Annotated in this window: 17 protein-coding genes; 6 read left to right on the forward strand and 11 right to left on the reverse strand. The window is 43.6% G+C overall.

Annotated features, from left to right (window positions below; all coding sequences use genetic code 11):
- Positions 1-254 precede the first annotated feature (254 nt).
- Complete coding sequence (locus tag J7E32_RS16085; RefSeq protein ID WP_214909404.1) at positions 255-482, reverse strand: hypothetical protein; 228 nt, start codon at positions 480-482, stop codon at positions 255-257.
- 145 nt (positions 483-627) lie between these two features.
- Between J7E32_RS16085 and pdaB the strand changes: the two genes are divergently transcribed.
- Positions 628-1,380 (forward strand): polysaccharide deacetylase family sporulation protein PdaB, encoded by a 753-nt coding sequence (gene pdaB, locus J7E32_RS16090; RefSeq protein WP_214909237.1) that lies wholly within the window; start codon positions 628-630, stop codon positions 1,378-1,380.
- A gap of 8 nt (positions 1,381-1,388) precedes the next feature.
- Here pdaB and J7E32_RS16095 read toward each other — a convergent pair whose 3' ends face one another.
- Positions 1,389-2,060, reverse strand: a complete 672-nt coding sequence (locus tag J7E32_RS16095) for a KinB-signaling pathway activation protein (RefSeq protein WP_214909239.1) — start codon at positions 2,058-2,060, stop codon at positions 1,389-1,391.
- A gap of 148 nt (positions 2,061-2,208) precedes the next feature.
- Here J7E32_RS16095 and gerD point away from each other — a divergent pair, with 148 nt between their 5' ends.
- Complete coding sequence (gene gerD / locus J7E32_RS16100; RefSeq protein ID WP_214909241.1) at positions 2,209-2,847, forward strand: spore germination lipoprotein GerD; 639 nt, start codon at positions 2,209-2,211, stop codon at positions 2,845-2,847.
- An 86-nt stretch (positions 2,848-2,933) separates the two neighbouring features.
- Here the strand turns inward: gerD and J7E32_RS16105 are convergent, their stop codons facing one another.
- Positions 2,934-3,989: a P-loop NTPase gene (locus J7E32_RS16105; protein WP_214909242.1), complete on the reverse strand. Its 1,056-nt coding sequence runs from the start codon at positions 3,987-3,989 to the stop codon at positions 2,934-2,936.
- A 166-nt stretch (positions 3,990-4,155) separates the two neighbouring features.
- Here J7E32_RS16105 and J7E32_RS16110 point away from each other — a divergent pair, with 166 nt between their 5' ends.
- Positions 4,156-4,314: a hypothetical protein gene (locus J7E32_RS16110; RefSeq protein WP_214909244.1), complete on the forward strand. Its 159-nt coding sequence runs from the start codon at positions 4,156-4,158 to the stop codon at positions 4,312-4,314.
- Between the two features lie 69 nt (positions 4,315-4,383).
- Here J7E32_RS16110 and cwlD read toward each other — a convergent pair whose 3' ends face one another.
- A complete protein-coding gene (cwlD, locus tag J7E32_RS16115) occupies positions 4,384-5,100 on the reverse strand; it encodes an N-acetylmuramoyl-L-alanine amidase CwlD (protein WP_214909253.1) in 717 nt (238 codons plus the stop codon).
- 73 nt (positions 5,101-5,173) lie between these two features.
- Positions 5,174-5,617 (reverse strand): YbaK family protein, encoded by a 444-nt coding sequence (locus J7E32_RS16120; RefSeq protein WP_214909255.1) that lies wholly within the window; start codon positions 5,615-5,617, stop codon positions 5,174-5,176.
- Between the two features lie 259 nt (positions 5,618-5,876).
- On the opposite strand from J7E32_RS16120, the gene J7E32_RS16125 reads away from it, so the two are divergent.
- The 3 genes from J7E32_RS16125 (at position 5,877) to J7E32_RS16135 (ending at position 8,654) form a co-directional block, all read left to right on the forward strand.
- Positions 5,877-6,842 carry a S8 family peptidase gene (locus J7E32_RS16125; protein ID WP_214909257.1) on the forward strand — a complete coding sequence of 322 codons (966 nt, stop codon included), beginning with the start codon at positions 5,877-5,879 and terminating at the stop codon, positions 6,840-6,842.
- Complete coding sequence (locus J7E32_RS16130) at positions 6,839-7,612, forward strand: endonuclease I family protein (protein ID WP_214909264.1); 774 nt, start codon at positions 6,839-6,841, stop codon at positions 7,610-7,612. The genes J7E32_RS16125 and J7E32_RS16130 overlap by 4 nt, the downstream gene beginning before the upstream one ends.
- Positions 7,613-7,961: 349 nt before the next feature.
- On the forward strand, positions 7,962-8,654 hold the full coding sequence (locus tag J7E32_RS16135) for a hypothetical protein (RefSeq protein WP_214909266.1): 693 nt from the start codon (positions 7,962-7,964) through the stop codon (positions 8,652-8,654).
- Between the two features lie 370 nt (positions 8,655-9,024).
- Here the strand turns inward: J7E32_RS16135 and rpsI are convergent, their stop codons facing one another.
- From rpsI to J7E32_RS16165, 6 genes are all read right to left on the reverse strand, one after another.
- Positions 9,025-9,417, reverse strand: coding sequence for a 30S ribosomal protein S9 (rpsI, locus tag J7E32_RS16140; protein WP_207503058.1), 393 nt, complete (start codon positions 9,415-9,417; stop codon positions 9,025-9,027).
- Positions 9,418-9,437: 20 nt separating this feature from the next.
- On the reverse strand, positions 9,438-9,875 hold the full coding sequence (gene rplM, locus J7E32_RS16145) for a 50S ribosomal protein L13 (RefSeq protein ID WP_041966504.1): 438 nt from the start codon (positions 9,873-9,875) through the stop codon (positions 9,438-9,440).
- Between the two features lie 175 nt (positions 9,876-10,050).
- The gene (gene truA / locus J7E32_RS16150; protein WP_214909274.1) at positions 10,051-10,815 is read right to left on the reverse strand and encodes a tRNA pseudouridine(38-40) synthase TruA; all 765 of its coding nucleotides are present in this window, start codon (positions 10,813-10,815) and stop codon (positions 10,051-10,053) included.
- Positions 10,816-10,820: 5 nt separating this feature from the next.
- Positions 10,821-11,618: a cobalt ECF transporter T component CbiQ gene (gene cbiQ, locus J7E32_RS16155; protein ID WP_214909281.1), complete on the reverse strand. Its 798-nt coding sequence runs from the start codon at positions 11,616-11,618 to the stop codon at positions 10,821-10,823.
- Positions 11,615-12,484 (reverse strand): energy-coupling factor ABC transporter ATP-binding protein, encoded by an 870-nt coding sequence (locus J7E32_RS16160; RefSeq protein WP_214909282.1) that lies wholly within the window; start codon positions 12,482-12,484, stop codon positions 11,615-11,617. Before J7E32_RS16160 ends, cbiQ begins: the two co-directional genes overlap by 4 nt.
- Complete coding sequence (locus J7E32_RS16165; RefSeq protein ID WP_214909284.1) at positions 12,460-13,299, reverse strand: energy-coupling factor ABC transporter ATP-binding protein; 840 nt, start codon at positions 13,297-13,299, stop codon at positions 12,460-12,462. The genes J7E32_RS16160 and J7E32_RS16165 overlap by 25 nt, the downstream gene beginning before the upstream one ends.
- Positions 13,300-13,418 lie beyond the last annotated feature (119 nt).

Consider the following 13,418-nt stretch of genomic DNA (forward strand, 5'->3'; position numbering starts at 1 on the left):
ATAATAGAAGCCATGATCATTTATTGTTTGTTGACGCTTGTTTGTTTAGTTTTCAAAGAACAATTTGTTGTCTAGCCGCCCAGAAGCGACTTTCATAATATATCATGTGAATGATTTGATGTCAACCACATTTTTTATTATTTTTCCCGCCGATCACCGTGTTACCGAGTGGCTCAGCAGCGACGTTTATTAATATAACAGGATAATTTATTTACGTCAACTAGTATTACGAAAAAAGTTTCTTTTATTGTTTATTATCCTTTATACATGCTTTTCTTTGCTGGCATATACTTAAGACATTCCTTAGGAGGTGCTACTCTTTTAAAAAGCGAAAAAAGTATTTGGTATCTTTCTTTCATCGACCTCTTTACTACATGATCAATACGATCATCCTTCAGATCGAATAGGATTTCATCCATTTCCCTTTTTATTAAGTATTCTAGCTCTTTCATTTCCTTTTCATTGATCAGAACACCAAGCATACATACACTCCTGTTCATTTTCACATAGTGCTTGTAGTGTTGTCTTTTTTTTGGATATTTATAATCTGATTTTTTTATTATCATATCTTTTTGACCTGCGGAATAAAAATGAGACAAGGAGTGCATTGGACGAGGTGGTGAGAAAATGAATTTCTTTTATGTAATGAATGCTAAGTCGATTAAAACAGTTTTTGTTATTGTGATCGCAGCCTTTTTTACAGCTTGGTTCTTTTACATGGAAAACATGGTCCAACTCCCTGCTTTTTCAGCAAAAGATGGTCCTAAGGCCATTTATAAAGGAGAAAAGGATTTAGCTTTGACCTTTAATATTGGCTGGGGCGATGAGAAAGCGGAACCGATTCTTGACGTTCTGAAGGAAGAGAAAGCAGGAGCTGTCACCTTCTTCTTGTCAGGGTCCTGGGCAGAAAGACATCCAGACCTGGTGAACCGGATGGTGAAAGATGGGTATGAAATTGGCATGCTTGGATATGAGTATAAGGATTATACCGATTTAGAGGAAGATAAAATCAGGCGTGATATCCTAAAAGCTCAGGAAGCATTTAAAAAGCTTAATGTTAAGAACATTGAGCTGCTGCGTGCCCCTACTGGCCATTTTGATCAACGCACCTTAAAAATTGCCGAACGACTCGGGATTACGGTCGTCCACTGGAGTCTTGATACAAAGGATTGGACGAATCCTGGCACTGAGGTCATTGCCGAGAATGCTGCAAAGGCAAAGAAAGGTGATATCCTGTTGATGCATGCTTCTGATTCAGCTAAACAAACAGCCGAAGCACTGCCTCTGGTGTTAAAGGATATCAGATCAAAGAATCTGAAGATGGTCACAGTTTCAGAAATGATTGCCAATGGCGACTCTAAATCATCAGAAATAAAATAACCGTCCAACTATGCGTTGGACGGCTTTTTTTGTGCTTTTTCATTCTTTTTTGTTTTAGTCTTTTTTTCAAGGGCTTTTCGCTCTTGCTGTGATTTCTGATTAAGCTTATGCAAAACCAGCAGCTGATAGGCATTACATGCTAACAATGGAAACAGCATGAGATAAAGCCAGCTGTGCTCGTTCACACGGAGTACAGGCACCCATTCAATTACTGTTACAACAATCATGAAGAACAATGCTGGTATTAAAGCTTCTTTGCTGGTTTGCTTAACCTTCAAAAACGCTACAATCAACCCAGCTGCCAGGACGATTACCGCGAGGCCTATGTAAGGCATGATGCTCTCGCCGCTTTCCGCGAAGGCATTAAAACGCAGATAGACGAGGTCAAACAATACAAAAGCAATCAACAGGACTTGTACCGCATTCCATAGAGATTTAAAAATACCTAGGCCAAAACGATGTACGGTCAAATAAGCGAAGAAGCCCATTTGGCTAAGAATGCTAAATATAAGACCCACACCCATAAGCCATACTAAAATTGAAAGGAATTCAAGAATGTTGAAATCACTTAACAGTTGCTGGAATTCACTCCAGCGGACAATAAAACCAACCACAGCAGTTGTCACCGCTCCAACAACCAGGGTGGTGAGAAATAAGTGTACCCAATTACGGCTAGTCACGATTTTTTCCCCCAAAAGAAAATTAAACTTCACCATTTGATTGTACCAATGCGGGTTTGAAAAATCTAGGTGTCGTTATTCGTGTATAACAATTTGTCATTTTACTCATCCTAAAATTAGGGCTGTCTATGTGAAAGGGGAATGGAAGATGAAGAAGATCATGAAGTTTTTACTCCCTGCTTCCTTTTTACTTTTAGCTGCAGGCTGTGCTTCTCCAGCCGAGTCAGCAGGGGAAGTCGATTATGAGGAAACAAAGAAAATGGTTGTCGACATCCTGAAGACTGATGATGGAAAAAAAGCAATTCAGGAAGTCATGGGCGACGATGGCATGAAGGAAAAGCTAATAATGGACCAGCCGGTCGTAATTGATACAGTCGAAAAGACAATGACCTCTGAAAAAGGCATGGAGTTTTGGAAAAAATCCTTCGAGGATCCAAAATTCGCGGAGAGCGTCGCAAAAAGCATGAAGAAGGAAAATGAAAAGCTGTTAAAGGACCTTATGAAGGATCCAGAATATAAAGGCATGATGATCGAAGTCATGAAGGATCCGGAACTTGAAAAGGAATTAACTAACGTCCTCAAAAGCAAAGAATACCGGGAACATTTACAAAAGGTGATGACTGAAACCTTCGAGAGCCCATTATTCAAAGCAAAGCTGCAGGCATTGATTGTCAAAGCCGCTGAGGAAATGCCAACCCAAAAGTCTGAGGGCGGTGCCGAAGAAGGCGGCGGTTCAGGTGGCGACGGTGGCGGAGCATCTGACAGCGGCGGTTCAGGAGGTCAATAATAATTGCTTTGGTCAGCCCCGACCAGCAAGCAAGCCAAATGATATGAAAGAGCCTCTCCTGATGAAGGAGAGGCTCTCTTGTTTTATTACTTACCAAGCATTTGGACAACTTGCTGGGCAATATTTGTATAAAATGCGCCAATCTTATCGTCTTCTTGATAAATGGATGGTGCAAAGTCTTCTTCATTCCAGGTTGGCTGGCCTAATGGCAGTTTGCCTAACAACTTAGTGTTTAGCTCGTCTGCAAGCTTTTCACCGCCGCCTTGTCCAAAGACATATTCTTTTTCCTCACTCAGCTTGCTCTCAAAGTAAGACATGTTTTCAATGACACCGAGGATTTCATGGTCTGTACGAAGCGCCATCGCACCTGCACGCGCAGCAACGAATGCCGCAGTTGGATGAGGTGTAGTCACAATGATTTCTTTACATGATGGCAACATGGTGTGTACATCCAATGCCACGTCCCCTGTTCCTGGCGGCAAGTCCAACAGGAGATAATCCAGTTCTCCCCACTCTACTTCATTGAAGAAGCTATTAAGCATTTTGCCGAGCATCGGTCCGCGCCAAATAATTGGTGCGTTATCTTCAACAAAGAATCCCATAGAGATAACTTTGACTCCATGTCTTTCTACTGGAATGATTCTTTCTCCTCTTACAACCGGACGCTTTGTGATACCCATCATGTCAGGAACACTGAAACCATAGATGTCAGCATCAACAAGTCCAACTTTTTTACCTAAACGAGCAAGTGAGACAGCAAGGTTGACGGAAACAGTAGATTTACCTACTCCTCCTTTTCCGCTCGCGATCGCGATAAATGTTGTTTGGCTATTAGGAGACAGCAAGCCTTCCTCTTCTTCAGGAGCCGCTGTCTGGAATTTCGATAGAACTTCTGCAGGCAGTTCAGAGAAACGCAATCCTACAGATGCCGCTCCAGCGCTTTTTAAGATATTGACAATTTCCGTTTGCAGCTGCAACTGTTCTGCAGTGCCTGTTTTCGCGATAGCTATTTTAACGCTTACATGGTTCTTCTCTTCTTTAATCTTGATTTCTTCGATTGCATTTATCTCTTCGAGTGTTTTATGTAAAAATGGTTCCTTAAGGTCTTTTAAACTTTCACGCACCTTAGCTTCAGTTAACATAATGACACCTTCCTCTGTAAAAAATTATCTCCAAAGACAGTATAACATATTGATAAAATTCCTAAGTGTTAAACCTATCACACTTTTCTAAAAGAAAAGCGCAAGCGCCTTGGTCAGCCCCGACAAGCGTTGGAGGGCCGACCAGTGAAGTCGTTCTTTGACTTCATTGGGCGGACCGAAACGTCTCGAGGGGCTAGGCGCTGAAGCTGGACAAAGAAAAGCGGAGGCGACTGCCCAACTCCGACAAGCGTTGGAGGGCCTGACAGTGAAGTCGCTCTTTGACTTCATTGGCAGGACCGAAACGTCTCGAGGAGTTAGGAGCTGAAGCTGGACAATTATCAAAGTTAATTTTCCTATTATTACTCAAAGAAAAAGAAGGATCAAGGACCCCTCTTTATTTTTCCCAAAATTTCTGTTCATCGGTAAAATATCTGAGCATACCTTCATAAATTGATCCTGCAACTTTTTCCTGATAAGCCTCATCTCTCAGGTTTGCTGCTTCCTGTGGATTTGATAAGAAACCTATTTCGACCAAAACCCCAGGTTTATTCGTATGCTTCAATAAATAGATGCTATTCGCCGCCTTTGCATCCCGGTCTGTGTTTTCAAGGTTTCGGCGTAACTCATCCTGAATCAGTTTGGCGGCTCGTTTGTTTTCCTTGTAATTCGTGGAGTAGAATGTTTGCGCACCTTTCCATTTGGAGGATGGGATCGCGTTCAAGTGTATCGTTGCAAAAAAATCGGCTTCAGACTCATTTATCAAATCCAGTCGTCTTTTTAAATCCTGGACCTTTCGCTTACTGTAGCCCTTTAGTCCTTTATCCGCGAGATCGACATCTGTCTCGCGAGTCATGATGACAAGGGCTCCCTGTTGCTGCAGATAATCCCGCAATTTCAAGGACACGTTAAGCGCGATATCTTTTTCAAAGGGTTCTTCTTCTCCTGCCCCCGGATCAACGCCTCCATGTCCTGGATCAAGATAGATGATTTTTCCTGAAAGCGGAAGGTTCCAGGATTCCCAGGAGTCATGCTCGGTAAAATCATATTGCAATATAAGGAACAGCACGGCTAGGCCGGCTGCAAATAATACGAATTTTAGTTTCTTAAGCATGTTCTAAACCATCCTTCCCAGCTAGTCCCTGATAATAAACTATATGGGACAGGTCGACGGTTTAGAACTTCTGCTAGTGCAGCCTCATTTTATATTTCTTTTCACCCTTCATGAATCCTTCTCTCCACCAGCTGTCTACATACTGTTCACACAGGTAATAAAGCTCTTCTGAACCTACTCCCTCTTCACCCTTCCCCCAAAAAAGGAAAAAGTTATATAAGGTGTCAATCAAATGCCGCTCTTCTTTTTCACAGCGGGGTTTAACCGCCTCTATCGGTTCACCGAAATATCCAAAACGGCTGAACTTTGCGCCCAGTAAATATGCTTCTATTGCTACATCATAGCAAGCTTCTTCGATTCCTGAATTCATGATGAGATTCGAGGTCAGCCTTGATGAGCCAAAATATTGTTTCACCCTGCCTTGCAGGATGTTGATTGATAATTCACGGAGCATCGATCGCTCATATTTCACTTGTTTTTGTTTTCTTTTATCTATAAATGTCGTTACGACGTTCAAAGTAATCTCACCCCTTAGAAAGTAGTGTTCAACCTTCGAGAGGGAGTAATGCAATTTTGAACGACGAATCCTTTTCCAGTTTTCTCAGACGTTTACTGAATAAAATTTATGTGTTCTCATTAGGATGAAATGCCCAATTATGGATATTTCATCTCTAGTAAATACCCTACTAACGGTCCTGTTCAATAATAGTCAGAATTGTTAGACTTATTATTGCAACTAGAACTAGCTTCAATTTTATCTCTAAGGAGGGAAAGAAATGGAGCAAGGTGTTCGTGTTATTCCTTATACCCTGATTGATGAGGCTGAGGAGATTAAAGAGGTGCCCAAAGGTGTTGAGCTGATCCAGGCACCCAAGCTTTGGAACGAAACGAAAGGAAAGGGAATGAAGGTTGCTGTTTTAGATACTGGCTGCGAAACGGAACATCCAGATTTAAAGGACCGGATAATTGGCGGCCGAAATTTTACAGATGATGACCGAGGCAATCCTGATCTCTATACCGACTATAATGGTCATGGTACACACGTGGCTGGCACGATTGCCGCACAGGAAAATGAGGCAGGCGTCATCGGTGTTGCACCAGAGGCTGGCCTGCTGATCGTCAAAGTCTTGAACAAAGCCGGTTCAGGCAAATATGAATGGATTATCAATGGAATTTATTATGCCATTGAGCAAGAAGCCGATATTATCTCTATGTCGCTCGGCGGACCAGCTGACGTCCCCGAATTGCATCAGGCGATCCATGCCGCTGTAAAAAAGAATATCCTTGTCGTCTGTGCCGCTGGCAATGAAGGAGATGGCGACGATTCAACAAATGAATTTGCCTACCCTGGTGCTTATAACGAAGTCATCAGTGTCGGAGCAGTAAACCTTGAACGAGGTTCATCCGATTTTACCAACTCACATAATGAAATAGATGTCGTGGCTCCAGGCGAGCGGATCACTTCAACTTATCTGAACGGAAAATATGCAACCTTGAGCGGTACCTCTATGGCTGCTCCGCATGTATCCGGTGCACTGGCATTGATCAAGACATATGCAAAAACCCACTTTGAACGAGAACTGACAGAACCTGAACTGTACGCACAGCTGGTCAAGCGTACGGTACCGCTCGGCAATTCACCAAAGCTCGAAGGCAATGGACTCGTATACCTGACTGTTCCTGAGCACCTGGCCGAAATCTTCGACCAGAGCTTCAAAACGATGGTCATGGATGCGATATGATTCTGTCGGCTAGTGAGCTGTATATTCATAACATCGAGCATAAAACGTATTATGATGCAGTGTTGGACGCGAGCAAACGCGATGAGTATTACTGTGACGCTATTTTTACACCGGAAGAACTTCATTCACTGCTGGTCAGAACCCACTCCTACCATTTGAAGTATTCGCCACATGAGTACGTTTATCCATGGGTGGATTTGCAGGAGAACCTGCAGTTGAAGAGCCTTTATTCCGGGCAGGATCTTGACCCGGTGGAGGTGATTGAAGAGGATCTGCGACTCATGAATACTTTAAGAGAAGGAGGCTTCATAGCTAGTTCCGAGATTTTATTCAATACCGAACATGTTGTGCCCCAATCGTGGTTTGATGGCGATGAGCCAATGCGAGGCGATCTCCACCACTTGTTTGCATGTGAACCTGGATGCAATAGCATGAGGAGCAATCTTCCGTATCACGATTTCCAGTCCTATGAACCTGAGTTTGCTGCTTCTGGTATCAGGACAGGCTGCGGCATGGTGGAAGCAGGCAAGTTTGAACCCGAATATGGAAAAGGAGTTGTTTCGAGAGCCGTGTTTTACTTCGCTTTAAGATATAAGGATGTTATCAGGCTTGATGGCCAGATGAACCTCGGCCTTCTGCTTAGCTGGCATCATGAACAGCCCGTCACTATATACGAAAAGCATCGGAATGCAGCTATCCAGGAACTTCAGGGGAATCGGAACCCTTTTATTGATTTTCCGGATTTGGCTGAAGACATGCTTGGCTTGTAGAAGAGAACCGGCCGCCTGGAAACGTGAGCACAGGCGGTTTTTCTTCTGATATTTACTTTGGTTTATTGATAAAAGTGACACTGCTTTTACCCTTTTTCTCCTTCTTCACCCATTTAGGGCAATGCAAGACTTCTGCTTTTACCCTTTTTCTCCTTCTCCACCCATTTTGGGCAATGCAGCGCCTTTCTTTTTACTCTTTTGACTCCATTGTCGCATTTCCGGACAATGCAGGCGTTCATCCTGCTTGTACACAGCCACCTCGAATTTAATTTTCCTTTAATTTACTAACAAGGATATTGTGGACAACAGGGCAAGCTAAACGTGAATACAGATGAAGGGATGGATTTCTATGTCTATGGAATGGTTCGATCGTGTCGTTGGAGAGTTGCAGGATCATCTTGAATCTATTTGTGAAAAGTATGATCAAGAAGGCCAGATGGCAGTTGAGAGAGGCTCGAAGCATCCAAGGATACAGTTCTTTGTGGATTATGCTGATGGGGAAAGAGACTATTTCTATATTTTATATTTTGATCCGCATAATGAAGAATTCTATACGGAAACCATCGATGAGGATCTGGAGCAGCCCGCGCGTGTCATTCTTTCGGATATTGATGATATTGTCGATGCGGTTCATGAAGGTTTTCACGATTACATAAACGATGATGAGGACGATCTTGACGTCATTTATGCAACGGAAGATGATGACACGGTTTATTATGAAGACGAAGGAATCGATGATGATGATGAGCTCTATGTGGCAGAGCTTATAGACGATGACGATATTCTTGAGGAAATCGATGTTGAGTGGGAAACACCTGAAGTTACGGCATTTATAAAAGAAGCTGAAGTCGAGGTTACCTACCAGTTCGGCCTTGTCGAGTCGACGGGCGACGGAGTCCTGCGCCGCATCAACCGGATCTGGACTGAGGATGAAGAAATGATTCGAGACGAAACGAACTTTATTTTCACAAAGGAAGAAGCTCCAACCATCATCGCGATGATCGCAAGCCATATGGATTCAATGCAAGGATATGAGGATTAAAGAGTTTAGGCGGGGGCATAGAATGATGCCTCCGCCTTTTTAGGCTCGTTTCTTACTGCAATTTGCTATTCGGACAATAAAATACTTACGTTCATAGAGCAAACAACAATAATCGCGATCATAAACGACTGTTTTTAGCATACGAAAAATTTTATTGGCGGTTTTCACAACTTTATTGGCGATTTCTTCATTTTATTGGCGATTTACAAATTTTATTGGCGAAAATCACCCACTTATTGGCGAAAATCAAGATATATTGGCGAACTGGAAATTCGGCGCGCTTTTTTCCAGTTGGAGATCCTCCTCCCCGCACCTCCCCCAAAAAAAAGACCCCCAACCAAAGGTTGAGAGTCTTTCCGAAGCGTAAAGATTAACGCTTTGAGAACTGAGGTGCACGACGAGCGCCTTTAAGACCGTATTTCTTACGTTCTTTCATACGAGCGTCACGAGTCAGTAGTCCTGCACGCTTAAGTGTTGGACGGAATTCTGGGTCAGCTTGAAGTAACGCACGAGCGATACCGTGGCGGATTGCGCCAGCTTGACCAGTGTATCCACCGCCATTTACGTTTACAAGGATATCGTAGCTTCCTACAGTTTCAGTAGCCACAAGCGGCTGCTTAACTACTTCACGTAGAGCTGCAAATGGGATATAGTCTTCGATTTCACGATCATTGATTGTAATTTTTCCAGTGCCTGGTACTAAACGAACTCGCGCAACGGAGCTCTTACGACGACCGGTACCGATATATTGAACCTGTGCCAAGTTAATTACCTCCTTAATAATTATCCGCGAAGTTCGTAAACTTCAGGTTGTTGTGCTTGATGTGGATGCTCGTTACCTGCATATACATGAAGCTTTTTAAACATTTGGCGTCCAAGAGAGTTCTTTGGAAGCATGCCTTTGATTGCAAGTTCAAGCATCTTTTCAGCGTAGTTAGTACGCATTTCAAGAGCTGTTCTTTGCTTCAATCCACCTGGGTGCATTGTGTGGCGGTAGTAGATTTTGTCAGTCAATTTCTTACCAGTAAGTTCGATCTGAGAAGCATTGATGATGATTACGTGATCACCAGTGTCAACATTTGGTGTGAAAGTTGGTTTATGTTTACCACGTAGAATAGCTGCAACTTCAGTTGAAAGGCGACCAAGAGTCTTGCCTGCAGCGTCAACTACGTACCATTTACGCTCGATATTGTTGGCATTTGCCATAAACGTTGTACGCATGAGTTTCCCTCCTAAATAGTCAAAAAAAAATCAAGTTCATTGTTGGTATATTTTCAAACACGATAAAGCTCTTCCGGGGCTGATCGTGGGTTTAAAATACATACATATGATATCTTAACCTGTGGTTGAGAGATTGTCAACACCAGGATTAGTTGTCATATCATTTTTTTAAAATTTATTTTGGAATTGCTAAAACTTCTTCGTCATAAAAAACCTTCCACAGGTAGAGTCCGTGACCAGGGGCTGTCTTGCCGGCGAGAGTTCGGTCCTGGTCAGCAAGCAGCTGAGGCATGGTGTCAGCTGATCTCCTGCCTGTCCCTACCTCTAGCAATGTTCCTACAAGTATCCTAACCATATTGTACAGAAAGCCATCACCGACAAACCTGAATACCAGCAGCCCGTTCTCCTCGTAAAAATCGATTTCCTTCAACGTCCTGACCCGGTCTTCTACTTCTGTTTTAGCCGAGCAAAAACTAGTGAAGTCATGTGTCCCAAGCAGCAGGTTGCTAGCTTCCCTCATTGCGTCATGATCGAGTTCATACTGGAACTGGTAGGCATAGTTCCGCTGGAAAGGGTCACGATGCTTTGATAGCAGCAAGAAATAACGGTACTCCTTGCCGACTGCATCAAAGCGTGCATGAAAATCCGGTTTCGCTATGTCTACTGAAAGAACGGCAATATCATCAGGCAGTAATGAATTAAGCGCTATTTGCCACCTGGCAGGCTCAATTTCAAGCGTTGTGTCAAAATGGATAACCTGGCCGAGGGCATGTACTCCTGCATCTGTACGGCCAGATGCATTGACCCTGGTGCTTGTACCCTTGTTCATCTTTTCCAGAACCTTTTCCAGCTCACCCTGGACAGTCCTTTTGCCAGGCTGCACCTGGTAGCCGGAAAAACCAGTGCCATCGTATGAAATTGTGCATTTGATTCGCGGCATATTGATTACCCTCTTAAAACTATTAATAGAACCGTGACAGCAGCCAGGAACAGAATCATCATAGAGTCCGGCACACCCCATGTCAGCTGGCGATATTTAGTGCGTCCTTCGCCACCCTTGTAGCCTCGGGCTTCCATTGCGACTGCCAGTTCCTCAGCCCTCTTGAACGAACTGATGAACAACGGGATCAGCAATGGCACAATCGCTTTGATCCGGTCTTTGATGGGACCGCTGTTATACTCCACTCCCCTGGCAGTTTGAGCCTTCATGATTTTGTCGGTTTCCTGCATGAGTGTCGGAATGAATCTCAGGGAAATCGACATCATCAATGCCAGCTCATGGACAGGGAATTTTAATTTCTTTAATGGGTTCAGCAATGTCTCCAGGCCATCCGTGATTTCGATGGGCGTAGTCGTCAAGGTCAATAGTGACGTGATCAAAATAAGCAGCAGGAACCTCAGTGAAATGAAGATACCTTGCCTGAGACCTTCTTCATATATTTTCAGCCACCCTAATTCAAAGATGACATCGCCTTCTTTTGTCATGAAGATGTGGAGCAGGAACGTAAAAATCACCAGAAAAAATACTGGCTTTAGCCCGCCATATAAGAACCTCAGCGGAATCCTCGACAATCCGACCATAATAAGTGTATAAGCAGCTAACACTCCGTACGTCAGCACATTGTTGGCGATAAATACGACAATCACGAAAAGGAATACGATGATCAGCTTGGAACGCGGATCCATCCGATGAAGGATAGAGTCTCCCGGCACATAACGTCCAAAAATCATTTTTTCCATCATTTTGGACCGCCCCCTTCCATAAACTCTGCCACCATTTCGGCAAGTTCATCCTCGGAAAGGCTGATTTTACTGAACTTAGTATTAAAGGCTTCTTCGATCTTCAACTGCAGGCCAACTACTTCCGGTACATCCAGTCCCAATTCCAATAAAGCCTTAGGATTCGAGAAAATCTGGTCAGGCGTCCCTTTTGTAAAAACTTTTCCCTGATGCATGACGACTATATCATCCGCATAGCGGGCAGCATCTTCCATGCTGTGTGTAACAAGTACAGTAGATAGATTTCTTTTTTTATGAAGTGAATAAAATAAGTCCATTATTTCTTTACGTCCGCGTGGATCCAGACCAGCAGTAGGCTCGTCCAATACAATGACCTCCGGCTCCATTGCCAGCACTCCGGCAATGGCTACACGGCGCATTTGGCCGCCTGAAAGATCGAATGGTGATTTTTCAAGGATTTCTTCCGGTAAACCGACCAGATTGATTGCGGTTCTTGCCCGTGCCTTCGCTTCTTTCTCTGTAACGCCAAAATTCATCGGGCCAAACATAATATCCTTTTCGACCGTCTCCTCGAATAACTGATGTTCCGGAAATTGAAAGACAATGCCCACCTTCTCGCGGACACCCTTTAAATTCTTCTCTTTGCGTCCAGCCTTGATTTCCCTGCTGCCAATCAAAACAGAGCCCTTTGTCGGCTTCAAAAGCGCATTCAAGTGCTGCAGCACAGTGGACTTGCCAGATCCTGTATGGCCAATAACAGCTATATACTTTCCTGAAGGGATATCGATGGATACATCTGTAATCGCGAGACGCTCGAATGGGGAATCTGCCTGGTAACGATATTCTACATTTTTGAGTGAGATGTCCATAATTCCGTCACCAGCTCTTCTTCTGTCAAATATGATTTCGTAAGTGTAATTCCTTTTTCACGCATGATTTTGCTCATTTTTACAGGGAAGGGAATATCCAGGCCCAGCTTAACCAGCTCTTCATCCATTTCAAAAATTTCCTCGGGAGTTCCTTCACGGTATAGCTCCCCTTTGTTCATGACGATGATCCTGTCCGCTTTCGCAGCTTCTTCAAGATCATGGGTTATCGAAATGACCGTAATGTTCTCACGATCCTTCAGCTCACGAACCGTTTGGATTACCTCTGCACGGCCTCTTGGATCGAGCATGGATGTTGCCTCATCCAGGATAATGATCGACGGCTGCAGTGCCAGGACACCAGCAATGGCAACACGCTGTTTTTGGCCGCCAGAAAGATGGTGCGGCTCTTGATTTAGAAAGGTTCCCATATTGACTTTATCAAGTGAAGTCTGCACGCGCTCTACCATTATTTCTCTAGGTATGCCGTGATTTTCCAGACCAAAAGCCACATCATCCCGAACCGTTGTTCCAACGAATTGGTTATCAGGATTTTGAAAAACCATTCCTACATTTTCTCTTACATCCCAAACAGAATCCTCTGACAAAGTGACTCCACAAACCTCAATCAAACCTTGCTGCGGAAATTGCAGACCATTCAAAAGCTTTGCAAGCGTAGATTTGCCAGAACCGTTATGCCCGACAATCGCCAGCCACTCTCCTTCAAAAATATCAAAACTAATATTTTTTAACGCGGGAGTATCCTGCCCTTCATAACTGAAAGATACATTTTCTATTCTAACTAAGGGTTTGTTCATTTCCGCCCTCCTCTCAACTCTTCTTAACTGGCTCTTCTCTTTGTTTTTACTTTTTTATAATATGAAAATTCTTTACATATAAAAAAAGCCTGCACCTCTCCCCGGGCGGAAGCGATCCG

Source organism: Bacillus sp. ISL-55 (assembly GCF_018613155.1).
Classification (GTDB): domain Bacteria; phylum Bacillota; class Bacilli; order Bacillales; family Cytobacillaceae; genus Mesobacillus.